Annotated in this window: 20 protein-coding genes; 6 read left to right on the top strand and 14 right to left on the bottom strand. The window is 64.9% G+C overall.

What is annotated here, in order from left to right; translation table 11 throughout:
* Nucleotides 1-10 precede the first annotated feature (10 nt).
* The 6 genes from IVB48_RS05290 to IVB48_RS05265 all read right to left on the bottom strand — a co-directional run bounded on the left by IVB48_RS05290 (nt 11) and on the right by IVB48_RS05265 (nt 7,752).
* On the bottom strand, nt 11-1,999 hold the full coding sequence (locus IVB48_RS05290; RefSeq protein WP_247398203.1) for a TonB-dependent siderophore receptor: 1,989 nt from the start codon (nt 1,997-1,999) through the stop codon (nt 11-13).
* Between the two features lie 514 nt (nt 2,000-2,513).
* Nucleotides 2,514-3,179, bottom strand: coding sequence for a methionine ABC transporter permease (locus IVB48_RS05285; RefSeq protein WP_247371155.1), 666 nt, complete (start codon nt 3,177-3,179; stop codon nt 2,514-2,516).
* A complete protein-coding gene (locus tag IVB48_RS05280) occupies nt 3,169-4,335 on the bottom strand; it encodes a methionine ABC transporter ATP-binding protein (protein WP_247397991.1) in 1,167 nt (388 codons plus the stop codon). The genes IVB48_RS05285 and IVB48_RS05280 overlap by 11 nt, the downstream gene beginning before the upstream one ends.
* A gap of 230 nt (nt 4,336-4,565) precedes the next feature.
* On the bottom strand, nt 4,566-6,038 hold the full coding sequence (locus tag IVB48_RS05275) for a DASS family sodium-coupled anion symporter (RefSeq protein ID WP_027566931.1): 1,473 nt from the start codon (nt 6,036-6,038) through the stop codon (nt 4,566-4,568).
* Nucleotides 6,039-6,152: 114 nt separating this feature from the next.
* The gene (locus IVB48_RS05270) at nt 6,153-6,959 is read right to left on the bottom strand and encodes an enoyl-CoA hydratase/isomerase family protein (protein WP_247397989.1); all 807 of its coding nucleotides are present in this window, start codon (nt 6,957-6,959) and stop codon (nt 6,153-6,155) included.
* Between the two features lie 34 nt (nt 6,960-6,993).
* Nucleotides 6,994-7,752 (bottom strand): hypothetical protein, encoded by a 759-nt coding sequence (locus tag IVB48_RS05265; protein WP_247397986.1) that lies wholly within the window; start codon nt 7,750-7,752, stop codon nt 6,994-6,996.
* 62 nt (nt 7,753-7,814) lie between these two features.
* Here IVB48_RS05265 and nthA point away from each other — a divergent pair, with 62 nt between their 5' ends.
* The 3 genes from nthA to IVB48_RS05250 are packed head-to-tail and all read left to right on the top strand — an operon-like array spanning nt 7,815 to nt 9,474.
* Nucleotides 7,815-8,441, top strand: coding sequence for a nitrile hydratase subunit alpha (nthA, locus tag IVB48_RS05260; RefSeq protein ID WP_247397984.1), 627 nt, complete (start codon nt 7,815-7,817; stop codon nt 8,439-8,441).
* The gene (gene nthB / locus IVB48_RS05255; RefSeq protein WP_027566927.1) at nt 8,438-9,097 is read left to right on the top strand and encodes a nitrile hydratase subunit beta; all 660 of its coding nucleotides are present in this window, start codon (nt 8,438-8,440) and stop codon (nt 9,095-9,097) included. The genes nthA and nthB overlap by 4 nt, the downstream gene beginning before the upstream one ends.
* Entirely contained in the window at nt 9,097-9,474 is a 378-nt protein-coding gene (locus IVB48_RS05250; RefSeq protein WP_027566926.1) for a nitrile hydratase accessory protein, read from the top strand. The genes nthB and IVB48_RS05250 overlap by 1 nt, the downstream gene beginning before the upstream one ends.
* 111 nt (nt 9,475-9,585) lie before the next feature.
* Here IVB48_RS05250 and queC read toward each other — a convergent pair whose 3' ends face one another.
* On the bottom strand, nt 9,586-10,299 hold the full coding sequence (gene queC / locus IVB48_RS05245) for a 7-cyano-7-deazaguanine synthase QueC (protein WP_247397982.1): 714 nt from the start codon (nt 10,297-10,299) through the stop codon (nt 9,586-9,588).
* 139 nt (nt 10,300-10,438) lie between these two features.
* On the opposite strand from queC, the gene mazG reads away from it, so the two are divergent.
* Complete coding sequence (gene mazG, locus IVB48_RS05240; RefSeq protein ID WP_247397980.1) at nt 10,439-11,299, top strand: nucleoside triphosphate pyrophosphohydrolase; 861 nt, start codon at nt 10,439-10,441, stop codon at nt 11,297-11,299.
* 149 nt (nt 11,300-11,448) lie between these two features.
* On the opposite strand, the gene hflX is transcribed toward mazG, so the two are convergent.
* From hflX to dusB, 7 genes are all read right to left on the bottom strand, one after another.
* Nucleotides 11,449-12,831 carry a GTPase HflX gene (gene hflX, locus IVB48_RS05235; RefSeq protein ID WP_247286079.1) on the bottom strand — a complete coding sequence of 461 codons (1,383 nt, stop codon included), beginning with the start codon at nt 12,829-12,831 and terminating at the stop codon, nt 11,449-11,451.
* A gap of 11 nt (nt 12,832-12,842) precedes the next feature.
* The gene (gene hfq, locus IVB48_RS05230; protein WP_007591126.1) at nt 12,843-13,091 is read right to left on the bottom strand and encodes an RNA chaperone Hfq; all 249 of its coding nucleotides are present in this window, start codon (nt 13,089-13,091) and stop codon (nt 12,843-12,845) included.
* 237 nt (nt 13,092-13,328) lie between these two features.
* Nucleotides 13,329-14,699 (bottom strand): sigma-54 dependent transcriptional regulator, encoded by a 1,371-nt coding sequence (locus IVB48_RS05225; RefSeq protein WP_007591127.1) that lies wholly within the window; start codon nt 14,697-14,699, stop codon nt 13,329-13,331.
* A 15-nt stretch (nt 14,700-14,714) separates the two neighbouring features.
* The gene (locus IVB48_RS05220; protein WP_247397978.1) at nt 14,715-17,108 is read right to left on the bottom strand and encodes a PAS domain-containing sensor histidine kinase; all 2,394 of its coding nucleotides are present in this window, start codon (nt 17,106-17,108) and stop codon (nt 14,715-14,717) included.
* 489 nt (nt 17,109-17,597) lie between these two features.
* On the bottom strand, nt 17,598-19,040 hold the full coding sequence (gene ntrC, locus IVB48_RS05215) for a nitrogen regulation protein NR(I) (protein WP_027566921.1): 1,443 nt from the start codon (nt 19,038-19,040) through the stop codon (nt 17,598-17,600).
* Nucleotides 19,041-19,049: 9 nt separating this feature from the next.
* A complete protein-coding gene (locus IVB48_RS05210) occupies nt 19,050-20,225 on the bottom strand; it encodes a nitrogen regulation protein NR(II) (protein ID WP_027566920.1) in 1,176 nt (391 codons plus the stop codon).
* Nucleotides 20,222-21,223 carry a tRNA dihydrouridine synthase DusB gene (gene dusB, locus IVB48_RS05205; RefSeq protein WP_247398202.1) on the bottom strand — a complete coding sequence of 334 codons (1,002 nt, stop codon included), beginning with the start codon at nt 21,221-21,223 and terminating at the stop codon, nt 20,222-20,224. Before dusB ends, IVB48_RS05210 begins: the two co-directional genes overlap by 4 nt.
* A 281-nt stretch (nt 21,224-21,504) precedes the next feature.
* Between dusB and IVB48_RS05200 the strand changes: the two genes are divergently transcribed.
* Together IVB48_RS05200 and IVB48_RS05195 are read left to right on the top strand one after the other, a co-directional pair.
* Nucleotides 21,505-22,686 (top strand): bifunctional 2-C-methyl-D-erythritol 4-phosphate cytidylyltransferase/2-C-methyl-D-erythritol 2,4-cyclodiphosphate synthase, encoded by a 1,182-nt coding sequence (locus tag IVB48_RS05200; protein ID WP_247397976.1) that lies wholly within the window; start codon nt 21,505-21,507, stop codon nt 22,684-22,686.
* Nucleotides 22,687-22,689: 3 nt separating this feature from the next.
* Nucleotides 22,690-23,298 (top strand): CinA family protein, encoded by a 609-nt coding sequence (locus IVB48_RS05195; protein WP_247397975.1) that lies wholly within the window; start codon nt 22,690-22,692, stop codon nt 23,296-23,298.
* Nucleotides 23,299-23,316: the final 18 nt, after the last annotated feature.

Genomic DNA, 23,316 nt, shown 5'->3' with positions numbered 1-23,316 from the left:
TCATTCGAACTCACCACCGATACGTCAGCTTGCCGATGGCCTTGCGGCCCTCCGCGTAGAAGCAGCCCGACAGGCTGTAGCAGGCGGCGACATAGCGGGTGTCGGCGAGGTTGGTGACGTTCAGCGACAGCCGCCAATTGTCCCTTGTGTAGGCGAGCAGCGCGTCCAGCACGGTCGCGGATCCGACCTTGAATGTGTTGGCGTCATCGCCCCAGGTCGCGCCGACATAGCGGAGGCCGCCACCGAACTGCAGCCCCGCGAGCGGCCCGGTCTGAAGCGTGTAGTCGTTCCAGAGCGAGGCGCGGTTGAGCGGCACGGTGACAGGCGCCTTGCCGACATTGACCGGGTCCTGCGTGACCGTTGCATCGACATAGGCGTAGGCCGCGCGCAGGTTCCAGCCGTTGGCGAGCGACATCGTGCCTTCGAGCTCAAGGCCGCGCGATTTTACTTGCCCGGTCTGTTCGGCAATGTTGAGTGGAGGCGCAAAGGTGACGACGTTGTCACGCGTCAGGTCGAAGGCGGCGAAGGTGAACAGCGCGTTCCAGCCGATCGGCTGATACTTGACGCCCACCTCGTACTGCACGCCGGTCTCGGGATTGAGCAGCTGTCCGCTCGGACTGGTGGCGAGCACCGGCAGGAACGATTCCGAATAGCTGAAATAAGGAGCGATGCCGTTGTCGAAATTGTACATCAATGCGGCGCGGCCGGTGAAGGCCGATGCATCCTTCGCGACGGTCGTATTGAAGATTCCGCTGTCTACCTGCGTCGTCACGAAATCCTGGCGGCCACCGAGCTGGAACGAGAGCCGGCCGAGCTTGATCTGGTCCTGCGCGTAAAGGCCGACTTGCGACTGCTTGACGCCGGTGTCGTCGCTCATGGCGCCCATGGTCCAGTCGTAACTGTAGACCGGGTTGAAGACGTTGATCTCGGGCGCGGACGTCGTGACGCCAAAGGCGGTGTCGCGGAATCTGGTGTTGCGATAGTCGATCCCGACCAGCGTGGTGTGGCTCAGGAAACCCGTGGTGAACTTGCCCTGGAGCTGATTGTCCACCGCGAAGGAGTTGACGTAGGAGTTGCTGTAGCTGCCGAACCGCGCGAGCTGTCCCGCGGCCTCGTCGGTATAGCCCCCGCCGAAAAACACCTTCTCCTCGTTGTGCTGATAGGCATAGCGCAAATTCTGCCGGAACGTGATGTTGTCGGTGAAATTGTGGGAGAGCTGGTAGCCGGCGGTCGCGATTTCGGTGTTGAACGCGTTGAAGCTCGGCACGCCCGCGAAGAACGAGACCGGGACGGTGCGGCCGTTGTTCGGCCACACCGTGCCCGAGGCCGGCAGGAACTGAAGGCCCCACCCTGCCCGGTCGCGCTGGTAGTTCGCGAGGATCGTGATGGTGGTGTCCTCGTTCGGCTTGAACGTGACGGCGGGCGCGATGAAGACGCGGTTGTCCTTGGTGAAGTCGACTTGGGTCTCGCCGTCACGAACGACGCCAGTCAGGCGCCACAGCACGGTGCCGCCCTTGTTGGCGCGACCGCCCATGTCGAACTGGCCCTGATAACGGTTGAAGCTGCCGCCGGAGATCGAGACCTCGCCGAATTGCTGCGCCGTCGGCAGCTTGGTCACGTAGTTGAGGATGCCGCCGGTGCCGCTGCCGCCATACATCGCCGAGGATGGGCCCTTCAGGACCTCGAGGCGCTCTGCGCCGTAGGGATCGAGGCCGTTGAAGTGCACGTAATTGCTGGAGGGAATCCGCAATCCGTCGACGTAGAGGCCCGACATGGTGGTGTCGAAGCCGCGGATCTGGAGGGCGCCGAAACGGGTATCCGAGCCGCCGTTGACGTCGCCGCTGACACCCGCGGTGTAGCGCAACGCCTCGCCGATCGAGACCGCACCCTGGTTCCTGACCTGGTCGGTCGTGACGACCGAGACGGACTGCGGGGTTTCGATCAGCGGCGTATCCGTCTTGGTCGCGGTGCCGCTGCGCGTCGCAACGAAACCGCGCACCGGACCATTGGCGCGTTCACCCGTGGCACCGTTCGAGGATGCCGATTGGGTCGGCGCGACTTGCTGCGCCGGAGAGCGACGATTGGCGCGTGCGGTGCGTGTCGCCCCTGAGCGTCGCGTTGATGCGACCGCCGCAGGCCGGGCGCGCTGGGCCGGGGCTTCGACGGTGACGGCGGGAATCTGCGTCTGCGCCTCCACGGCACCGAAGGGTACGACGAGAGCAAATGTGCTGGCCGCTCCGAGGAAGAGAGTCTGTATCTGTCGACGACGCGTGTCGGAACGCGAAGCAAGTTGGAAGTTGGTCACGTCGAGGCCCCACGCACTGCCGGCTTCGCCGGTATCGTTTTTGATGCCTCGCCCTAACGCAGGCGATTTCGGAGTGCGATAGGAACTGCGTTAGAATTTCTCCAGACGCGTGCGCAACGCGTGCGACGAATGCGCTCAGTCGTGTTTGGAAGTTTGGAATGTTTCCAGACCGACAAGAACCTGCTTGTTCGAAATGTCTGAAACGGCGTCAGCGATGTCGCAGCCGGCGGTTGACCCGACGCGCGAGATAATCGCCAGCGCTCTGCACCAGCTGCACCAGCGCGATCAGCACCACGACGACGGCGAGCATCATCTCCGGCATGAAGCGCTGATAGCCGTAGCGGATACCGAGATCGCCCAGGCCCCCGCCTCCGACGGCACCGACCATGGCGGAGTAGCCGAGCAGGCTGACCACCGCGAGCGTCAGCGCCAGCAGAAGACCCGGCAACGCTTCGGGGATCAGCACCTTGAGCACGATCTGCATCGGCGATGCCCCGAACGAGGATGCGGTCTCGATCAGGCCGCCATCGACCTCGCGGATTGCGGCCTCAACCAGGCGCGCGATGAACGGCGCCGATGCGATCGTCAACGGCACGATCGCGGCCGTCGATCCGATCGAGGTGCCGGCCACCAGCCGCGTGAACGGGATGATGGCGACGACCAGGATGATGAAGGGCGTGGACCGCGTCGCGTTGACGACGGCACCGAGCACGCGATTGACGATGGGCGCGGCGAACAGCTCGCCTTTCCGGCTGGTCGCGAGAAAGACGCCGAGCGGCAGTCCAAACGCGGTGCCGATCAGCGCCGCGAGCCCGACCATGTACAGGCTCTCGCCGGTCGCCTGGACGATCAGGTTGATGAGTTCAGGCGACATAGCCGAGACGCTCCGCGGGGAATTGATATTCTGAAAGCCAGGCCAGCGTGCGCGTCGTCGCGTCCTGGCCGCTGGACATGCCGAGAGGGATACCAAGCGTCAGCGAGCCCACATGCTGGCCGCCGATCTCGTCGATGCGGGCCGACAGCAGCGACACGTCGAGGCCGAGTCCGCGTGCGAGCCGCGCCACCAGCGTGTCGCCGGCCCCTGCCCCGCGCACCTGGACGCGGATCACCGCCTGTCCGCCCGCAGGCGGCTCCGAAACGATCCGGCTCGCCAGCGACACCGGCAGGCTGTCTCCGATCACTTCGGCCAGGAAGGATTGCGTGATCAGATGCTCGGGGTGAGTGAAGATGTCGGCGACTTGGCCGCTCTCGACGACGTGGCCGGCATCGAGCACCACGATGTCCTTGGCGAGCTGGCGCACCACGGACATCTCGTGGGTGATCAGCACGATGGTCACGCCCAACTCGCGGTTGATGTTCGCGAGCAGATCGAGGATCGCCCGCGTGGTCTGCGGATCGAGCGCCGAGGTCGCCTCGTCCGACAGCAGCACGCTCGGCCGCGTCGCCAAGGCTCGCGCGATGCCGACGCGCTGTTTCTGGCCGCCGGAGAGTTCGGACGGGTAGCGGTCGTGCTTGTCGGCGATGCCCACGAGCGCTAGCAGCTCGGCGACGCGGGCTTTGATGTCGGCCTTGGCCCAGCCGGCAATCTCGAGCGGCAGCGCGATATTAGCGGCCGCGGTGCGCGAGGACAGCAGGTTGAAGTGCTGGAAGATCATGCCGATCGAGCGCTGCGCCAGCCGCAAGTCTCGGCCCGCGAGCGTCGAGATATCTCTGTTATCGACGATGACGCGGCCCGTGGTCGGCCTCTCCAGGCCGTTAATGAGCCGGACCAGGCTCGATTTGCCGGCGCCGGAGCGGCCGATGACGCCGGTGATCGAACCGCGCGGGATTGCGAAGTCGATGTTTTGCAGGGCATTGACGCCGGGCTTGCCGCGATAGGCCGGATAGGTTTTCGAGATGCCTTCGAAGCGGACCATCGCGTCAGGCGCAGTCGCGGCAGGCGAGATCGCGTGACCTGAGATCGCGTCAGGTTTTTCGATCGGCTGTCCGATCGCGAGCGACGGGTGGACGTTCATGGAGGCGGCCTTCATGCACAATAGTTCCGCTTGCCTCTGGGGCATCCGGGAACTGGTCGCATCAAACGACGGAGAGTGAAACCGCGATGAGGACTCAGCTGGAGCGCGCTGCACCGCAGCAGGCACCATCGCCCTTTCAGGTCTCTCTGGCAATGTCAGATATTTGTGGGGAATTGGACGAAGTTTTCCGAATTTCTCCCCACTGAAGAAGATTCATCTGCCGCCGTCTTGGCCCTCGCCCCGGCTCAGGTGACCCGCAACCAGGGCCATACGATCAGCAGGAGCCCTGCGAAATAGAGCACCCCGAAAATCAGCCCAAAACCCCAGAACTGACCCTTGCCGATATAGCCACTGCCGAAATACATCGGAGCCGGCCCGGTCGCGTAAGGCGAGATCACGCCCATCAGGCCGAGCGAATACATGCAGAGCATGGCGAGCGTCGTAACCGGCAGGTCGGGGATGCCGGATCCGACCGCGAGCACCACGGGCAGCACGGCGGCTGCATGCGAGGTGATGCTCGAGAAGAAATAGTGGATCCAGAAGAACAGTGCGACCAGCAGGAGCATTGCGGTCGACGGCGACAGCCCGGCGAGCGGCTTTGCATATTCGGTCGCGAACCATTTGATGAAGCCGATCTCGTTGAGGCCCGAAGCCAGCGTCAGCAGCGAGGTGAAATAGAAGAACACCTCCCAGGCGCCCTTCTCAGCGACGATGTCGGCAAACTCGATCACGCCCGTCACCAGCATCAGCGAGATCACGATGAACACGACGGTGGTGGCGTTGACGAAATTCGAGCCCAGAAGCGGCACGCGGATGTCCGGGCTCGAGCCCGCGATCCACAGGAACATCGCGAGCAGGATCAGCGCCAGCATGATCCATTCGTTGCGCGACATCGGGCCCATCTCCGCGAGCTCCTTCGATGCCCATTCGGAAATTTCCGGGCTGCTCTTCACCTCGGGGCGGCAGACCGCGTAGCTGAGCAGCGGGACCAGCACCATCAGGAGGAGGCCGAGCGGCGCAAAGCCGATGAACCACTGCGCCCAGCTGACCTCGATTCCGACGGTCTTCTTGGCGATGGCAAGCGCCGCTGCATTGGGCGCGAGCGCGGTGAAAAACAATGAGCTGGTGACGGCGGTCGACGCGAACGCGGTCCACATCACGTAGGTGCCGATCTTGCCGGCGGTCGGTCCCGGCTCGGAGCCGTAGATGCGCGGGATGTTGCTGATGATGGGATAGACGATGCCGCCGCTGCGCGCGGTGTTGGACGGTGTCGCCGGCGCCAGCAAAAAGTCCGACATCGCCACCGCATAGCCGAGACCGAGCGTGTTGGTGCCGAGCTTTTGCACCAGCACGAGCGCAATACGCCGGCCCAGGTGGCTCTTGCGGTACCCGATCGAGAACACGAAGGCGCCGACGATCAGCCAGACCGTGCTCTCGGCAAAGCCCGCCAGCATCCAGCGCAGCGACTTGGTCGGATCGGGATCGATATAACCGCCGACGCCGGCAACCGTCAGCCCGATCAGGCCGACCGCGCCGACCGGCATCGATTCCAGGATGAGCCCGGTGATGACGGCCGCGAAGACGGCAAAATAGTGCCACTGATTGACGTTGAGCCCTGCCGGCACCGGCCACAGATAGATCACCAGCCACACCGCGAGCGGCGCGATCAGCTTCCAGCGAAACCCTTTCGCCTCAGGCGCCTGCGAGCTAGTGGCCATGGGCCCTCCCCCTCGATCGTCGTTGTCGTCTGCCGGCCCGTTGATCGGGCCTATTTTGTCCCAGCGCCGCGTATACGGATAGTCCGCGGCGCAATCAATGGCCCGAGCCTGCTTCTACCGCCCTCTGAACTTCGGTTTGCGTCGCGTCAGGAACGCATCGACGCCCTCCTTGTGGTCCTCGCTAAGGCTTGCCAGGGCGAACTGGTCGACGTCCATGTGGCTGGCGAGATTATCCAGCGCATGCGCCAGCCGGTTGACAGTGAGTTTCGTCATGGCAACGGAGAGCGGCGGCTGCGCTGCCACCTTGCGCGCAAGCTCCATCGCGGCATCGAACGCATGGCCGGGATCGACCACCTGCTCGACCAGGCCCCACTCATAGGCTTCATCCGCGCTGATGCGCTGATCGGCCAGGATCACCGCCTGCTTGGTGCGAGCCGGGCCGATCAGATGCAGCATGCGCGGAATGCTTTGCCAGCTCATGTTCATGCCGAGCCCAATCTCGGGCACGCGCAGATGGGCATCGCGTCCCATGACGCGGAAGTCGAGCGCGACGGCGAGCGCCACGCCACCGCCGACGCAAAAGCCCTCGATGGCGGCGATCGTGATCTGCTCCATCTCCTGCCAGGCGTGGGTCAGGCGCGGTCCGAGCTTGAGATGCCGCCGCAGCGTGCCGAGGTCCATGTCCTTGCGCGCGCGGCCTTCGGCATCCTTGAGGTCGAAGCCGGCGCTGAACGCAGCCGCGCTGCCTGTCAGCACCACGACAGAGGTTGCGGCGTCATCCTCGAAACTGCGCGCGGCCGCGGTGAGCTGGCGTAACGCCTCTGGCGACAGCGCATTGATGCCGTCGCCGCGGTCGAACCGCACCACCGCAATCCGCCCCTCCGATCCGAGGCCCTTCTCGACCTTGACATAGTCAGGCAACGCAATCTCCCTTGTTCTTGGGTCTTCCTGGTGCTCACAGATGCCCGGTACGCCGATGTTCGGGTTCGCTTCCATGGACCGGAAACCGGACCGTGGTCCCGATGGTGATCCAGTTGGCATTTTCCCCGGTGATGTTGCGGCCGTAGATCACATCGACGGAGAAGATCTCGTTCGGCCGGTAGCGGACGCCGGTCTGGAAACGCGGTTGCACGACGCTTGCGACCTCGGACGCGCCGGCCTGCCCATACGCCTCGATCGTCCATTGCAGGGTGTCGGTGAATTTCCAATCGAAGCCGATGCCGTAGGTCAGGTAATGGCGATCCACCGCGCGATCCCAGAGCCAGCCGCCATTGACGTTGATGCGCATGGTCTCGGACAGGCGGAAGGTCGCGGGGATGACGGCAAAGGCGGATAGCGCCTCGCCGGTCGCCGCGTCGAACGATCCGCCGCCATAGGCCGACAATCCCCACCGGCCTATTCCGGTCGGGACGAAATTCGTCTTGGCTTTTGGAGCGACCGTCGTGCTCCAGTCGCCATCGCTCCGGGCCCGGATGGTCTGCAGGCTCAGCTCGATCGGCCTGAAGGGATCGACGACACAGGAGGGATTGGCGACCGCCGAAAAATCGGTGTTGGAAGCCATCGACAGCCAGCTCTCCACCTTGCAGGAGCCGACCTCGGAAATGTCGGCGGCATCGACCGCATAGGCGCCATTCGCGGCGCGCGCATCCTGCGCCGCGAATGCGCCAAGAGCCGCGATTGCGGCGGTTATCCCAGTTCTTGCAGCCCAGGCCATGGTGCGATGTTAGCAGAGTCTTCGCCTCGACAACGCCCGGATTCTGGGACTATCTTCGCCCTATGAGCGACCATCATCATCACCACGATCACGACCATTCCGAGCTGTCGGAGACCGAGCTGCGCGTGCGCGCGCTCGAGACGATCCTGACCGAAAAAGGCTATGTCGAGCCGGCCGCGCTCGACGCCATCATCCAGGCCTATGAGACCCGGATCGGTCCCCATAACGGCGCGCGCGTCGTCGCCAAGGCATGGAATGATCCGGCTTTCAAGACGGCACTGCTGGAGGACGGCTCGAAGGCGATCGGCACGCTCGGCCATGTCAGCCGCGTCGGCGACCACCTCGTCGTGGTCGAGAACACGCCGCAGCGTCACAACATGGTCGTGTGCACGCTGTGCTCCTGCTATCCCTGGGAAATGCTGGGGCTGCCGCCGGTCTGGTACAAGGCCGCGCCCTATCGCTCCCGCGCGGTGAAGGACCCGCGCGGCGTGCTCGCCGATTTCGGCGTGCAGGTCGCCAAGGACGTTGAAATCCGGGTATGGGATTCGACCGCCGAAACGCGCTTTCTTGTGCTGCCGATGCGCCCCGCGGGGACCGACGGCTGGAGCGAGGAGCAGCTCGCCGAGCTGGTCACGCGCGATTCCATGATCGGCACCGGCTTTCCCAAGGTGCCCGGAGCGCCGTCATGAACGGCGTGCACGACATGGGTGGCATGGACGGCTTCGGCAAGGTCGAGCCCGAGCCCAACGAGCCGGTGTTCCACGAGGAATGGGAGTCGCGTGTTCTCGCCATGGTGCGCGCGATGGGCGCGGCCGGCGCCTTCAACATCGACACCTCGCGCTTCTATCGCGAGACGATTCCGCCGCACGTGTACCTGTCGAGCTCCTATTACAAGAAATGGTTTCTCGGGCTCGAGGAGATGCTGATCGAGAAAGGCTACCTCACCCGGGAGGAAGTCGCCGCCGGCCATGCGATGCAGCCGTCCAAGGCGCTCAAGCACGGCAAGTTCGATCTCGGCCAGGTCGAGCGCATCATGGTGCGCGGCAAGTTCGCCCGCCCTGCCCCGGCACTGGCGAAATACAAGATCGGTGACAAGGTCCGCGCGAAGAACATTCATCCGGCGACCCACACGCGGCTGCCGCGCTACGTGCGCGGCCATGTCGGCGTCGTCGAGCTCAACCATGGCTGCCACGTATTTCCGGACTCGGCGGCGATGGAGCTCGGCGAGAATCCGCAATGGCTCTACACGGTGGTATTCGAGGGCCGCGATCTCTGGGGCGCGGACGGCGATCCGACCTCGAAAGTCTCGATCGATGCGTTCGAGCCGTATCTGGACCCGGCGTGATGAGCAGCACGGCTGCTGCTGCCGCGACGGCAGCCATCCCGAGCATTCCGCGCGACGATGACGGCCCCGTGTTCCGCGCGCCCTGGGAAGCGCACGCCTTCGCGATGGCGCTGACGCTGCACGAGCGCGGCGTGTTCACCTGGCCCGAATGGGCGGCAGCCCTGGCCTCCGAGATCAAGCGCGCGCAGGCGGCCGGCGATCCCGATACTGGCGAGACCTACTATCTCCATTGGCTCGCCACGCTGGAAGGTCTCGTCGCGCGCAAGGGCGTTGCGTCTGCGGAGACGCTGCATCGCTACCGCGACGCCTGGGATCACGCGGCAGATCGCACCCCGCACGGCAAGCCGATCGAGCTGAAGGCGGAGGATTTTCGGTAAGATCGCGCACACCCATCATTGCGAACGTAGCGAATCCAGAATCCCTCAGCAGAGGCAGTCTGGATTGCTTCGTCGCAAGAGCTCCTCTCAATGACGGCGGAGTGAGGCACCTCACCGGCCCGCCACGTACTCCCGCCACCCCTTTGCCCGCAGGCTGCACGCAGGGCACTCGCCGCAGCCGTATCCCCAATCATGCTGCGCGCCGCGTTCGCCGAGATAGCAGGTGTGCGACTGCTCGCGGATGAGATCGACCAGCCCGTCGCCGCCGAGCTCATGGGCGAGCTTCCACGTCGCGGCCTTGTCGATCCACATCAGCGGTGTGTGCAACTCGAACTTGCGGGCCATGCCGAGCGACAGCGCGGCCTGCATCGCGCGAATGGTGTCGTCGCGGCAATCGGGATAACCGGAATAGTCGGTCTCGCACATGCCGCCGACGATGTGACTGATGCCGCGCCGGTAGGCCAGTGCCGCGGCGAATGTCAAGAACACCAGATTGCGGCCGGGCACGAACGTGTTCGGCAGGCCGTCGGCGCCCATCGCGATCGCGACGTCGCGCGTCAGCGCCGTCTCGGATACGGCCGCGAGCGTTGGGATCGACAGCGTGTGGCTCTCGCCAAGCCTGGAAGCCCAATCCGCGCGCAGATCCTTGATGCCGTCGAACAGTCGGTCACGGCAGGCAAGCTCGATGGCGTGGCGCTGGCCGTAATCGAACCCCAGCGTCTCCACGCGCGCAAACCGGTTCAGCGCCCAGGCAAGGCAGGTGGTGGAATCCTGGCCGCCGGAGAACAGCACCAATGCGGTTCCGGATGAAAATACGTCGCTCATGGCCCGCGCTTTAGCATTGCGCACGCTGCTCGCCAATCCGGCCCGCCAACCGGTGGAAATCACCCTGTTCCGCCGCGCTGCGCTGGGAACGGGAGCTCGCTTTTGGCATAAGGCTTGGGAGCCAGGAGACTGCCCCGCAATGACCCCTTCCCGCGACATTTCCCGCCTGATCGAGATCATGGCGGCGCTGCGCACACCGGTGACAGGCTGCCCCTGGGACCTCGAGCAGAATTTTGCGACCATCGCGCCCTATACGATCGAGGAAGCCTATGAGGTGGTCGAGGCCATCAGCCGCGGCGACCTCGACGATCTCTGCGAGGAGCTCGGCGACCTGCTGCTCCAGGTCGTCTTCCACGCCCAGATGGCATCGGAGCAGAACGCGTTCGCGTTTGGAGATGTCGTCGAGGCCATCACGCGAAAAATGATCCGGCGCCATCCTCACGTTTTCGCCGACAAGGAGGGCAACCTCGCCTCCTCCCACGTCAAGGAGGTCTGGGACCGCATCAAGGCGGAGGAGAAAGCCGAGCGCGCTGCGCGCCGGCCGCCGCAGGAAGCGTCGTCGCACAAATCGCTGCTGTCAGGCGTGAAGGCCGGCCAGCCCGCGCTGACGCGCGCCATGGAGCTGCAGCGCAAGGCCTCCACTGTCGGCTTCGACTGGAACGATCCACGCGCGGTGCTGGCAAAAATCCGCGAGGAAGCCGACGAGATCGAGGCCGCGCTCGACCGCGACGACAGCGAGGGCCTGGCGGAAGAGACCGGCGACCTGATGTTCGCGCTGGTCAATCTCGCCCGCCATGTCGATGCCGATCCGGAAGCCGCGCTTCGCGCGACCAACGCGAAGTTCGAGCGCCGGTTTGGGTTCATCGAGCGGGCGCTGGAGGCGCAGGGCCGCACGCTGGAGCAGGCGTCGCTCGCCGAGATGGACGCGTTGTGGAACGCGGCGAAAAGCGAGGAGAAAAGCGCCGCACCGGCCGAGAAAAGCAACCAGGCGCGCGGCTAACTCCGTCGTCGTCCCGGCGAAGGCCGGGACCCATGACCACAGGGAGGGGTTGGGCGAAGGCTTGGAGTGAAAATGTTCGTCGGTATGAAGACCGCCCTGCCTCGATGGATCACGCGGTATGGTCCCGGCCTTCGCCGGGACGACACCTGTTATGCCGACAGTCGCGGCACGGCGTCAAACCGGTTCACCACGATGTCCCGCTTGGTCTCGTCCACCCGCACCGTCATGTCGAAGCGGCCGTCGTGCAGCTCTTTCGCCAGCACTTCGGAATTCCGATGCAGCCAGCTGATGCCGGCGCCGTCGGAGGCATCGATGGAGAGGTCGAGCGTGATGCGCTTGGCAGCCAAGCGCTCCTCGATCGCGGCGAGCAGTGCGTCGACCCCCTCGCCCGACACGGCCGACACCAGCATCGCCGGATGATCCTCCGGCCTGCGCGCCGCGATGTTCAAAAGCTCTTCGCGCTGTTCGGGACCATAACGGTCGATCTTGTTCCAGACCTCGATGATGCGGCCTGAATCATCGGGATTGATGCCGAGCTGGCGCAGCACGGCGTCGACGTCGCTCTGCTGCGCCTCGGCGTCGTCGTGCGAGATGTCGCGCACATGCAGGATGACGTCGGCTTCCAGCACCTCCTCCAGCGTGGCGCGGAAGGCGGCGACGAGCTGCGTCGGCAAATTGGAGATGAAACCGACGGTGTCCGACAGCATCGCCTTGCCGCCATGCGGCAGGGTGAGCGCACGCAGGGTCGGATCCAGCGTGGCGAACAGCATGTCGGCGGCCTGCACGTCGGCGCGGGTCAGGCGGTTGAACAGCGTCGACTTGCCGGCATTGGTGTAGCCGACCAGCGCCACGACGCGGTACGGCACGCGCTGGCGGCCTGCGCGATGCAGGCGGCGTGTGGCCTGCACCTTCTTCAGCTCGCCCTCGAGCTTGGAGATGCGCTCCTGGATCAGGCGGCGGTCGGCTTCGATCTGGGTCTCGCCGGGACCGCCCATGAATCCAAAGCCGCCGCGCTGGCGTTCGAGATGGGTCCATGAGCGCACCAGGCGCGAACGTTGATAGTTGAGATGCGCGAGCTCGACCTGGAGCGAGCCTTCCTTGGTCTTGGCGCGGCGGCCGAAGATTTCCAAAATGAGCCCGGTGCGATCGAGCACCTTTGCCTGCAGCTCCTTCTCGAGATTGCGCTGCTGGATCGGCGCAAGCGCGCAATCCATCACCACGAGCTCGACGTCGAGGCTCTTGGCGAGCGCAGCGATCTCCTCGACCTTGCCCTTGCCGATATAGGTCGCAGGGCGGATCTGGTTGATCGGCGCGATGATGGCATCGGCAACGACGAGATCGATCGCGCGCGCGAGGCCGGCAGCTTCGTCGAGCCGGGCTTCCGCGTCACGCAGGACATGAGCTTCCGATTGCGCGTCGGCATTGCCTGCGCGCACCCGCAAATAGGGACCGATGACAAGCACCCGCCCCGTCTGCGTACCCCCTGCCGACCGCGGACGGTCGGCATCCCCGTCGAAATTCCGGGGTTCCAATCAGATCACTCTCAAGCCGGCTGGTCCTCGCCGCCTTCGAACAACTGGATCGGAGCGCCCGGCATGATGGTCGAGATCGCATGCTTGTAGACGAGCTGCGAGTGACCGTCGCGCCGAAGCAGCAAACAGAAATTGTCGAACCAGGTCACGATGCCCTGGAGCTTCACTCCGTTGACCAGAAAGATCGTCAGTGGCGTTTTGGTTTTGCGAACGTGATTAAGGAAGGTGTCCTGCAGGTTTTGTGCGCGGTCTGCCGCCATTGTTTTTTTCTCGCTTTGAGTTTCTTTTTATTGCGCCGGTTGCGGCCCTCTTTTGAAAATTCGGGGTCCTCGTCCGGTGCCGTCCTTCATGAGATCCCCCTCGGAGGGACAGCGGTTCGATTAGAGGACAGGTAGGCTTATTAGGCAAGCCGCTTCACGCGGCAGCCCACGCCGTATTGCCCCGAAAAACTACGGAAATCGATGATTTTCCTCGCCTATTCCAACGACGTCGCAGCGTCAGCCGACGCCGAGCGCCTTCAACTTCCGGTGCAGTGCCGAGCGTTCCATGCCAACAAACTCGGCCGTGCGAGAAATATTTCCTGAGAAACGGCTGATCTGTGCAATCAAATAGTCGCGCTCGAACACTTCGCGCGCTTCGCGCAGCGGCAGGCCCATGATGTGCTCGCCATTGTTGCTGGTCGGCATCGCCGGCACCATGGAGCCGACATCCTGCGGCAGCATGTCGGCAGTGATGATGACCTCAGGCCCGCCCGCGGCCAGAATCATGACTCTCTCAACGTTGTTGCGGAGCTGGCGCACATTGCCCGGCCAGACATGCGACTGCAGCACCGCCATCGCGTCCTGGCCGATCTGCCGCTTGGGCAGGCCGCTGCCCGCGGAGATCTGCTCCATGAAATAGTCGATCAATTCCGGAATGTCCTCACGCCGCTCCGACAATGCGGGCACGCGGATCGGCACCACCGAGAGCCGATGATAGAGATCCTCGCGGAAATGGCCGGCCGCGATCTCCTCTTCCAGATTGCGCGCGGTGGAGGAGATGATGCGGACGTCGACCTGGACCTTGCCGTTGCCGCCGACGCGCTGGAACGACTGCTCGACCAGCACGCGCAAGATCTTGTTCTGGGTCTCGCGCGGCATGTCCGCGATTTCGTCGATGAACAGCGTGCCGCCATGGGCCTCTTCGAGCGCGCCGGGCTTGCGCGCGTGCTCGCCGTTGGACTGCTCGATGCCGAACAGCTCGTGCTCCATCCGCTCGGGCGTGATCGCAGCGGCGTTGATGACGACGAAGGGGCCGTCGGCGCGGCCCGAGGCCGTGTGCAACGTGCGGGCGGTCAGTTCCTTGCCGGCACCGGCGGGACCGACGATCAGGATGCGGCTGTTGGCCTTGGCCGCACGCTCAATGGTCTGGCGCAGCTGGTTCATGCTGGGCGAGCGGCCGACCAGCGAGCTTGCGCTCGGCGCGAGCTGCTTCAGCTCCTTGACCTCGCGCTTGAGCCGCGAGTTCTCCAGTGCACGGTTCGCGACCAGAATCAGCCGGTCGGTCTTGAACGGCTTCTCGATGAAATCGTAGGCGCCACGCTTGATCGCGGCGACCGCGGTCTCGATGTTGCCGTGGCCGGAGATCATCACGACCGGGAGATCGGGATTGTCTTTTTTGACCTGCTCCAGCAGCTGCAAGCCGTCGAGCTTGGAGCCCTGCAGCCAGATGTCGAGGAACACCAGATGCGGCCTGCGGTTGGCGATCTCGGCGAGCGCCGTATCGCTGTCACGCGCGGTCCGGGTCACGAAGCCCTCGTCTTCGAGGATGCCCGCAACGAGATCCCGAATATCGGCCTCATCATCGACAATCAGAATTTCACTTGCCATGGGTCGCCTGTTTTCTCAGCTGCCTGTTGAGGCTTCGATCTTCGTTGAATCATTGGTCTTTTCAGCCGGCTCTTTGGTTTCGACGGCCGCCTGCTTTGTTTCCGGATCCTTGACGGATTGCGTGGCGGTTTCGCCGCTTTCCGGCTTGGTCGTTGCCCCGCCCGCCGGTTCGGCCCCCTCGGTTTTCGCGGGAGCGCCGGAGATCGCAAAACGCATCCGCATCCAGGCCCCGCGTTGGCCCTCGCGGAAGTCCGAGGCATCCTTCAGTTCGATACGCCCGCCATGGTCTTCCAGCACGCGACCGACGATCGCGAGCCCAAGGCCGGTGCCCTTGGCGCGTGTCGTCACATAGGGCTCGAGCAGGCGCGAGCGCGCCACCTTGGGCAGGCCGATGCCGTTGTCGACGACGTCGATCAGCACGTCCTCGCCCTCGCGCGAGACCACGACGTCGATCCGGCCTTTGCCGAGCTCCTCCAGGGGAACCTGCTCGATCGCCTCGGTGGCGTTCTTGACGATGTTGGTGACGGCCTGCGAGATCAGCCGCCGGTCGAACTGGGCGCGCAGCGGGTCTTCCTTGAATTCGGCCTCGATATCGATCTCGGGATGGGCGACCTTCATCAGGAACACCGCCTGCCGCACTGCGTCGGCGACGTCCTCACCCTCCATCACCGGCTTCGGCATCCGCGCGAAGCGCGAGAACTCGTCGACCATGCGGCGGATATCGTCGACCTGACGCACGATGGTGTCGGTGCACTGTTCGAAGATCTGCTTGTCCTTGCCCTCGGTGATGTCCTTGCCGAATTTGCGGCGAATGCGCTCGGCGGAGAGCTGGATCGGGGTCAGCGGGTTCTTGATCTCATGCGCGATGCGGCGCGCGACGTCGCCCCAGGCCGAGGTGCGCTGCGCCGAGACCAGTTCGGTGATGTCGTCGAGCGTGATGATGTAGCTGTCGTGCGGCTGGCTGGTCTTCTCCGCGCTGACGCGGACCGACAGATTGCGTTCCTGCCCGTCCCGCGTGATCGTGATCTGCCCCTGCACCAGGCGCTGGGTCCCTTCCCGCGCCGTCTTCATCATCTCCTCGAGCTCGGGCAGCACGTCGGAGAGCGGATGGCCGAGCGTCTCGGCTTCGGAGTGCCCGATCAGCTTTTCGGCGGAACGGTTGAGAATGCCGACGCTGCCTGAATTATCCACGCCGATGATGCCGGCGCTCGCGGACGACAGCACCGCCTCGATGAAGCGGCGGCGGCTGTCGATGAGGTCACTGGCGTTGACGAGCTCGTCGCGCTGGCTGCGCAACTCCTCCGTCATCTTGTTGAAGGTCTCACCCAGCTGGGCGAGGTCGCCTTCCGACTGGTGCACCGGCACTTTCACATGGAGATCGCCTGTCGAGACCGTCTGGGCCGCGTTCATCAGTCGCCGGATCGGCGAGACCAGCGAGTTGGCGAAGTTGAGGCCGATCAGCACCGAGGCCATCAGGATGGTCAGCGCGATCACCGCGAACATCAGCGCGAACGCGACCTGGATGCCGAGCCGGCGCGACTCGATCTGGGCGTATTCGGCGACGCTGACCTCGGTCTGCTTGAGTTGGTTGACGACGTTCGGATCGAGCGGCCTCGCGACGTAGAGGAAAGTGTCGCTGAAGGCGCGCAAGCGGACCACCGCGGCGACGAAGCTCGCATCGGGCAGCACCGCGATCTCGGGCTCGGATTCGTTGACGTTGCTGAGGAAGTCCGGCGCCGGCGGCGAATAGGCCAGCCGCATGCCGGTATCGGCGGATTCGAGAATGTTGGTGTTCTTGTCGATGATCATCGCGCCCGGCAAATTGCGCGAGGCGGCGCTGGACGTCAGCAATTCGCGAAAAGAGCGGCGATCCTGGTCGTAGAGCGGCCGGGCGTGGGCGATGTCGTTGGCCATCCCGAGAATGTCGCCCCGGATCAGCTGCGCGTGGTCCTGCATGTAGGCGCGCGCGATCGTCAGCGAATTCTGGATCACCTCCTTGGTCGGGCCGGAGAACAGGCGGTCGAGGCCGCGCTCGATGGTGACGTTGGCGACGACGGCGACCAGCACCGCCGGCAGCACCGCCACGATCGAGAACAGGCTGACGATCTGGACATGGAGGCGCGCGGCCGCCCTGCCCCGCCGTCGCGCCAGGATCAGCTGCCAGAGCTCGCGGATGATGATGCCGACCAGCAGCAGGATCGTGCCCGCATTGATCAGATAGAACGAGCGGACAACCGCAGGGGTCGGCTCGATTGACGTGAGGCCGGTCAGGACCAGGAATGTCAGGCAGGCCGACAGCAGGGCCAGCGCCACGGCGAACGGCGCCAGCCAGCGTCGCGCCGACCAACGCCGGGGCTCTTCAGCTGGGGCCGTGTCAAAGGATGCGGCCGAGGTGTCTGCGCTGGTCATTCCGGCAATGGGTGCTGAAAAACGGGGTCCGCGGCGGGCGGATACTGATGTATTCGTACCACATTGTTGCCGAATTGCGACAATTCCGCGGCGCCCTCGCCGCGACCGACCCGCGCATCCACAGCGACATGCCGGAGGGCGGGAACGCATTCCGGCCCTCACGGCTTGACCAGCATGCACAGGTTCTTTCTCGCAATGATGGTGTCGGCCGTGCTGCTGCTGATCGTGGCGGCGGACCTGCTGGTCAATGGGCTCGGGGTGCAGGAGCCAAATGCGAACGTCGCTAGCGCGATAAAGGTAGCAGGCCGGTTTGTCAGATAGGTGTGAGGCCGCGTCCCGCGGCTGAAATCATCATTTGAATGTTCCTGCGGAACATTTCAGTCCGGTCCGGACTTCTGCTCACCGCGTCAGCCACAACGGCCAGCGCGATCCGGACAGGCTCAGCTCCGCTTGGTAGGGGGAGCTGAGCCACCGTCCGTTACGGGAAGGCTAGCCTCCGCTCCGATACACCTGGATATCGAGATCCCGGATCTTCTTCCGCAGCGTGTTGCGGTTGAGGCCGAGCAGATCGGCCGCGCGGATCTGGTTGCCGCGGGTGGCGGCGAGCGCGGCCGTGAGTAGCGGCACCTCGATCTCTTTCAAGATGCGGTGATAGAGGCCCGGCGGCGGCACGCCGTTCGGGAAGCCCTGAAAGTGCGAAGAGAGATACGCTTCCACGGCGCCGCCGAGATTGTCGACGCCATGCTGGACTGCGGCACCCGGGCTGACCGTAGGTGGCGCCAACTCGCCGTCGATGACGGAGCCCGTGATCACGTCCTGCGGATAGAGCGCCGCGAGGCGACGGGCGAGGTTCTCGAGCTCGCGCACGTTGCCCGGCCAGCGGTGCTGCTTCATCCGCTCCAGCGCCAGCGCGTCGAGCTTCTTCGGCGGCAGTCCGTCCTTCTCGGCCAGCGCGAAGAAATGACGGATGAGATCGGGCAGATCCTCGATGCGCTCGCGCAACGGCGGCAGCCGCAGCGGCACGACGTTGAGACGGAAGAACAGATCTTCACGGAACAGGCCCTGCTGGATCAGGACGCGCAGATCCTTGTTGGAGGCCGCGACGATGCGCACGTCGGTCTTGATCGGGGTGCGGCCGCCGACCGTGGTGTATTCGCCCTGCTGAAGCACGCGCAGCAGGCGGGTCTGCGCCTCCATCGGCATATCGCCGATCTCGTCCAGGAACAGCGTGCCGCCCTCGGCCTGCTCGAAGCGGCCGGAGGCGCGGGTATTGGCGCCGGTGAAGGCGCCGCGCTCGTGGCCGAACAGTTCGGACTCGATCAGGTCGCGCGGGATTGCCGCCATGTTGACCGCGACGAACGGGCCGTTGCGGCGCTTGCCGTAGTCGTGCAGCGCGCGCGCCACCAGCTCCTTGCCGGTACCTGACTCGCCCGTGATCATCACGGTGAGGTCGGTCTGCATCAGGCGCGCCAGCACACGATAGATTTCCTGCATCGCCGGCGAGCGGCCGACCAGCGGGATCGCCTCCATCTCGGCGTCCTCGTTCGGCGTCGAGACCCGCTCCTTCGGCTCGGCCAGCGCGCGGCCGACGATGGCGATCAGCTCCTTCAGGTCGAAGGGCTTCGGCAGATATTCATAGGCGCCGCGCTCGGAAGCCCGGATCGCCGTCATGAAGGTGTTTTGCGCGCTCATGACGATGACCGGCAAATTCGGCCGCATCTTCTTGATCCGCGGCAACAGGTCGAACGCGTTCTCGTCGGGCATCACCACGTCGGTGATGACGAGATCGCCCTCCCCCTGGCTGACCCATCGCCACAGCGTCGCGGCATTGCCGGTCAGCCGCACTTCGTAGCCGGCGCGCGATAGTGCCTGGTTGAGAACCGTGCGGATGGCGGTGTCGTCATCAGCAACGAGAATGCTACCTGCGGGCATCGTTAATCCTCATTTTGCCCCCTGTGACGCAGACGACGACTTCCCGGCAGAGCCGTCGCGACTGCTTTGATCGGCATGTTTCACCGATGTGGAATACATCGGCATCAGCACGCGGAAGGTGGTCTTCCGCGGCTGAGATTCGCATTCGATGATGCCCCCGTGATCCCCGATGATCTTTGCGACCAGCGCGAGGCCCAGACCCGAGCCGGTCTGCTTGGTAGTGACGAAGGGATCGAACAGGTTTGGCAGAAGATCGTCAGGCACGCCTGGTCCGTTGTCCTTCACGCAGAATTCGAGCGGCAGGGATACACGGGATTTTTGACCGGGGACTGACAGCCGCACGCCGGGGCGAAACGCGGTGGTGAGCTGGATTTCGCCGTCGGGAACGTCGATCAGCGCTTCGGCGGCGTTCTTCACCAGGTTGAGGAACACCTGGATGAGCTGGTCCTGGTTCGCCAGCACCGGCGGCAGCGAGGGATCGTAGTCCTCGACGAAGCGGATGTTGCGGGCAAAGCCGGACTGCGCCAGCCGTTTGACGTGATCGAGCACCGAATGGATGTTGACGGGGCCGCGCACCACGGGGCGCTCGTCGCCGAACACCTCCATGCGGTCGACCAGCGTCACGATGCGGTCGGCCTCATCGCAGATCAGCCGCGTCAGCATGCGGTCTTCCGAGGAGGCCTGCTGCTCCAGGAGCTGCGCCGCGCCGCGGATGCCGGAGAGCGGGTTCTTGATTTCATGCGCCAGCATCGCGGCGAGCGCGATCACCGAGCGCGCGGCGCTGCGATGGGTGAGCTGGCGGTCCATCTTGTCGGCGATGGAGCGCTCCTGGAGCATCACCACGATATGGCCGGGCCGTTCCGTGACGGGGGCAACATGCAGGTCGACCTGGCGGTCTCCGCCCATGCGTGGCGTGCCCAGATCGACCTTGTATTCGTTGACCGGCGCGTTCGACGAACGCACCTGGTCGATCAGCGCCAGCAAGGGGCTGCCGAACGGCACCAGCTCTTTCAGCGACTGCCGCTTCAAAAACTGCGTCGAGATATCGAAGAAGGCTTCGGTTGCGATGTTGGCGGCGACGATCTTGCCGTCCGGTCCGATCATGAGCACGGGATTGGGCAGTGCATCCAGGATGGCATCGCTGTCGGATGGAAACGGCCGACGATGTTCAGCGGCTGAACTCATGCAGCGGCGCTCCATGCGAAGTCGTCGAAGGCATCTTGCAGTGACCGGTGGACGAGGCGCGGATCCTCCGAGGTGAGGACTTTCTGGCGCCAGGATTTCAGCTTCTCGGCCGGCGCGCGGCTCACATCGGCCGCGACGTCGAGCGCCCAGCCCAGATGTTTTCGCGCATGCCGCAGGCCGATGCGCAGGCCGTAGAGCGCGCAGACGCCTTCATATAGCGTGCGGACGTAATGCAGCTGCGTCTCGAGCGACGGCGTGGCTTCCGCCGCCCCGCCCCTCAAGCGCCGGCCGATCTGGCCGGGCAGCCAAGGCTGGCCCTGCGCACCGCGGCCGATCATCACGGCATCGGCGCCGGAGGCCTCTAACGCCGCGAGCGCCTTCTCGAAAGTGGTGATGTCGCCATTGACGACGAGCGGAATGGAGATGGCCTCGCGTACGGCGCGGATCGCGTCCCAATCGGCCTCGCCCTTGTAGAACTGGCAGCGGGTGCGGCCGTGCACGGTGACGAGCTTGATGCCTGACGCCTGCGCGCGACGCGCCAGTTCCGGCGCGTTGCGGGTGCGGTCGTCCCAGCCGAGCCGCATCTTCAGCGTCACCGGTACCTTCACCGCCGCGATCGTCGCTTCGATCAGGCTGACGGCGTGGTCGAGGTCGCGCATCAAGGCGGAACCGGACTGGCCGCCGGTGACGTGACGGGCCGGACAGCCCATGTTGATGTCGATAATGTCGGCGCCGTTGGCTTCGGCAATCCGGGCGCCCTCTGCCATCCAGTGCGTCTCGCAACCGGCGAGCTGGACCACGTGCGGACCGATCCCGGTGGCTTCGCAGCGCAACCGGGACATCCGATGGCCATTGGCGAGTTCGTCGCTGGCCGTCATTTCGGACACCACCAGACCCGCCCCCAACTCCGCGGCCAGCCGGCGGACGGGCGAGTCAGTCACCCCCGACATCGGCGCCAGGAAGACCGGGGTGGCGACATCAATATCGCCTATCTTCAATGGCTTAGAGCCTGATACTGCCGAGCCGGTCACAGGGGTCTCGTTGCGTTGGCAGCGCCTCATCGCGCCTGCCATGACCTATCTTGCGCACAATTCTTGTGCAGTCAAGCGTCATGCCTACAGTTTAGACAGTTCTGACAATCTTTCAAGTGCGGTGCAGCAAAATGCTGTTTCCCACAATCCGGGGAAACCCCCTTTTTTTGCGGGCCTGCCGTGCTAGAGGCATGCGGCAATCACCCCACCCCCGACTCTCTTCATCACCAAATGAGTATTTGAGTCCTATGGCGAAATCACAGCGCACCGCAGTCGTCCTCGTCGCGGCCGGACGCGGCCTGCGCGCAGGCGCCGGTGGCCCCAAGCAATATCGCGAGATCGGCGGCGTGCCGGTGATCTATCGCGCCATGGAGGCCTTCAGCCGTCATGCGGACGTGTTCGCGGTTCAGCCGGTCGTGAACCCCGATGACAGTGCCATATTCACGGCGGCGGTCGCAGGGCTCAGCCACGAGGCTCCGGTCAATGGCGGCGCAACCCGGCAGGCCTCGGTGCTCGCCGGTCTCGAAGCGCTCGCCAGGCACAAGCCCGACATCGTCCTGATCCACGACGCCGCGCGCCCCTTCGTTTCGGAAGGCGTGATCACCCGCGCGATCGATGCGGCCAGCCGCACCGGCGCCGCGATCCCCGCCGTTCCCGTCACCGACACCATCAAGGTCACCGGCGAGAACGGTAATGTCGAGGACACGCCGGATCGGGCGCGATTGCGGATCGCACAGACGCCGCAATCCTTTCGCTTCGACGTCATCCTCGAAGCGCATCGTCGCGCGGCCAAGGACGGCCGCAGCGATTTCACCGACGATGCCGCGATTGCCGAATGGGCGGGATTGACGGTTGCAACCTTTGAAGGCGATGTTGCCAACATGAAGCTCACCACTCCCGAGGATTTCGTGCGCGAGGAAGCGCGGCTGGCCAGCCTGCTCGGCGACATCAGGACCGGCACGGGCTACGACGTCCACGCCTTCGGCGAGGGCGACCATCTCATGATCTGCGGCGTGCGCGTACCGCACACCAAGGGATTCCTGGCCCATTCTGACGGCGATGTCGGCTTGCATGCGCTGGTCGACGCCATCCTCGGCGCGCTCGCCGACGGCGACATCGGATCGCACTTTCCGCCCAGCGACGCGAAGTGGAAGGGCGCCTCCTCCGACCAGTTTTTGCAATACGCCATCGAGCGCGTCACCCAGCGCGGTGGCCGCATCGCTAATCTCGAGGTCACGATGATCTGCGAACGGCCGAAGATCGGTCCCTTGCGTGACACCATGCGCGCGCGCATCGCCGAGATCTCCGGCGTCGACATCTCCCGGGTCGCGGTCAAGGCGACCACTAGCGAGCGGCTCGGCTTCACCGGCCGCGAGGAAGGCATCGCGGCCACCGCGAGCGCTACCATCCGCCTGCCCTGGAGTGTCTAGGCCATGGCCGGCAGCGACGCACGCGCCCTCTCCCGCTCGCTGCTCGATCTGTGCCGGATGCGCAAGCTGACGATCGCGACCGCTGAATCTTGCACCGGCGGCCTCGTCGCGGGTGCGCTGACCGACATTCCCGGCTCCTCCGACGTGATCGATCGGGGCTTCGTCACCTATTCCAACGACGCCAAGCGCGCGATGCTCGGCGTCGAGGCCGGCACGCTTGCGAATTTCGGCGCCGTCAGCAAGGAGACCGCAACGGCCATGGCGGTCGGCGCGCTGGAGCGTGCCGGCGTCGATCTTGCAGTCGCTATCACCGGCATTGCCGGCCCCGGCGGCGCCACGCCCGGCAAGCCGGTTGGCCTCGTGCATTTCGCCGCCGCCGCGCGCGATGGACGCATCGTTCACCGCGAGCATCGTTTTGGTGCTATCGGCCGCACCGCCGTGCGCCAGCGCTCGGTGGTCGAGGCGCTGCGCATGCTGATGGATCTTGCCCGCGGTCCAGCCCAGACCAAGCCTCGTCGTGAAGCCGCGGTAACCCGCCTTCGCCCCCGCGTGACACGCTCGCCGCGCCGACATGTGGCGAAGCGCAGGCCGCCGCGGTCGCCGCGCGGCTGAGCCAGGCAACCACCACCG

This window comes from Bradyrhizobium sp. 76, from assembly GCF_023073025.1.
Taxonomy (GTDB): Bacteria; Pseudomonadota; Alphaproteobacteria; order Rhizobiales; family Xanthobacteraceae; genus Bradyrhizobium.
Note: the sequence above shows the minus strand (reverse complement) of the source record. Positions and strands in the feature narration are given on the sequence as shown.

Excerpts from the sequence above, each read along its gene's own strand:
- IVB48_RS05285 (WP_247371155.1), bottom strand. The coding sequence starts at position 3,179 with ATGTCGCCTGAACTCATCAACCTGATCGTCCAGGCGACCGGCGAGAGC.
- IVB48_RS05280 (WP_247397991.1), bottom strand. The coding sequence starts at position 4,335 with ATGAAGGCCGCCTCCATGAACGTCCACCCGTCGCTCGCGATCGGACAG.
- IVB48_RS05275 (WP_027566931.1), bottom strand. The coding sequence starts at position 6,038 with ATGGCCACTAGCTCGCAGGCGCCTGAGGCGAAAGGGTTTCGCTGGAAG.
- IVB48_RS05265 (WP_247397986.1), bottom strand. The coding sequence starts at position 7,752 with ATGGCCTGGGCTGCAAGAACTGGGATAACCGCCGCAATCGCGGCTCTT.
- nthA (WP_247397984.1), top strand. The coding sequence starts at position 7,815 with ATGAGCGACCATCATCATCACCACGATCACGACCATTCCGAGCTGTCG.
- nthB (WP_027566927.1), top strand. The coding sequence starts at position 8,438 with ATGAACGGCGTGCACGACATGGGTGGCATGGACGGCTTCGGCAAGGTC.
- IVB48_RS05250 (WP_027566926.1), top strand. The coding sequence starts at position 9,097 with ATGAGCAGCACGGCTGCTGCTGCCGCGACGGCAGCCATCCCGAGCATT.
- queC (WP_247397982.1), bottom strand. The coding sequence starts at position 10,299 with ATGAGCGACGTATTTTCATCCGGAACCGCATTGGTGCTGTTCTCCGGC.
- mazG (WP_247397980.1), top strand. The coding sequence starts at position 10,439 with ATGACCCCTTCCCGCGACATTTCCCGCCTGATCGAGATCATGGCGGCG.
- hfq (WP_007591126.1), bottom strand. The coding sequence starts at position 13,091 with ATGGCGGCAGACCGCGCACAAAACCTGCAGGACACCTTCCTTAATCAC.
- IVB48_RS05225 (WP_007591127.1), bottom strand. The coding sequence starts at position 14,699 with ATGGCAAGTGAAATTCTGATTGTCGATGATGAGGCCGATATTCGGGAT.
- IVB48_RS05220 (WP_247397978.1), bottom strand. The coding sequence starts at position 17,108 with ATGACCAGCGCAGACACCTCGGCCGCATCCTTTGACACGGCCCCAGCT.
- ntrC (WP_027566921.1), bottom strand. The coding sequence starts at position 19,040 with ATGCCCGCAGGTAGCATTCTCGTTGCTGATGACGACACCGCCATCCGC.
- IVB48_RS05210 (WP_027566920.1), bottom strand. The coding sequence starts at position 20,225 with ATGAGTTCAGCCGCTGAACATCGTCGGCCGTTTCCATCCGACAGCGAT.
- IVB48_RS05200 (WP_247397976.1), top strand. The coding sequence starts at position 21,505 with ATGGCGAAATCACAGCGCACCGCAGTCGTCCTCGTCGCGGCCGGACGC.
- IVB48_RS05195 (WP_247397975.1), top strand. The coding sequence starts at position 22,690 with ATGGCCGGCAGCGACGCACGCGCCCTCTCCCGCTCGCTGCTCGATCTG.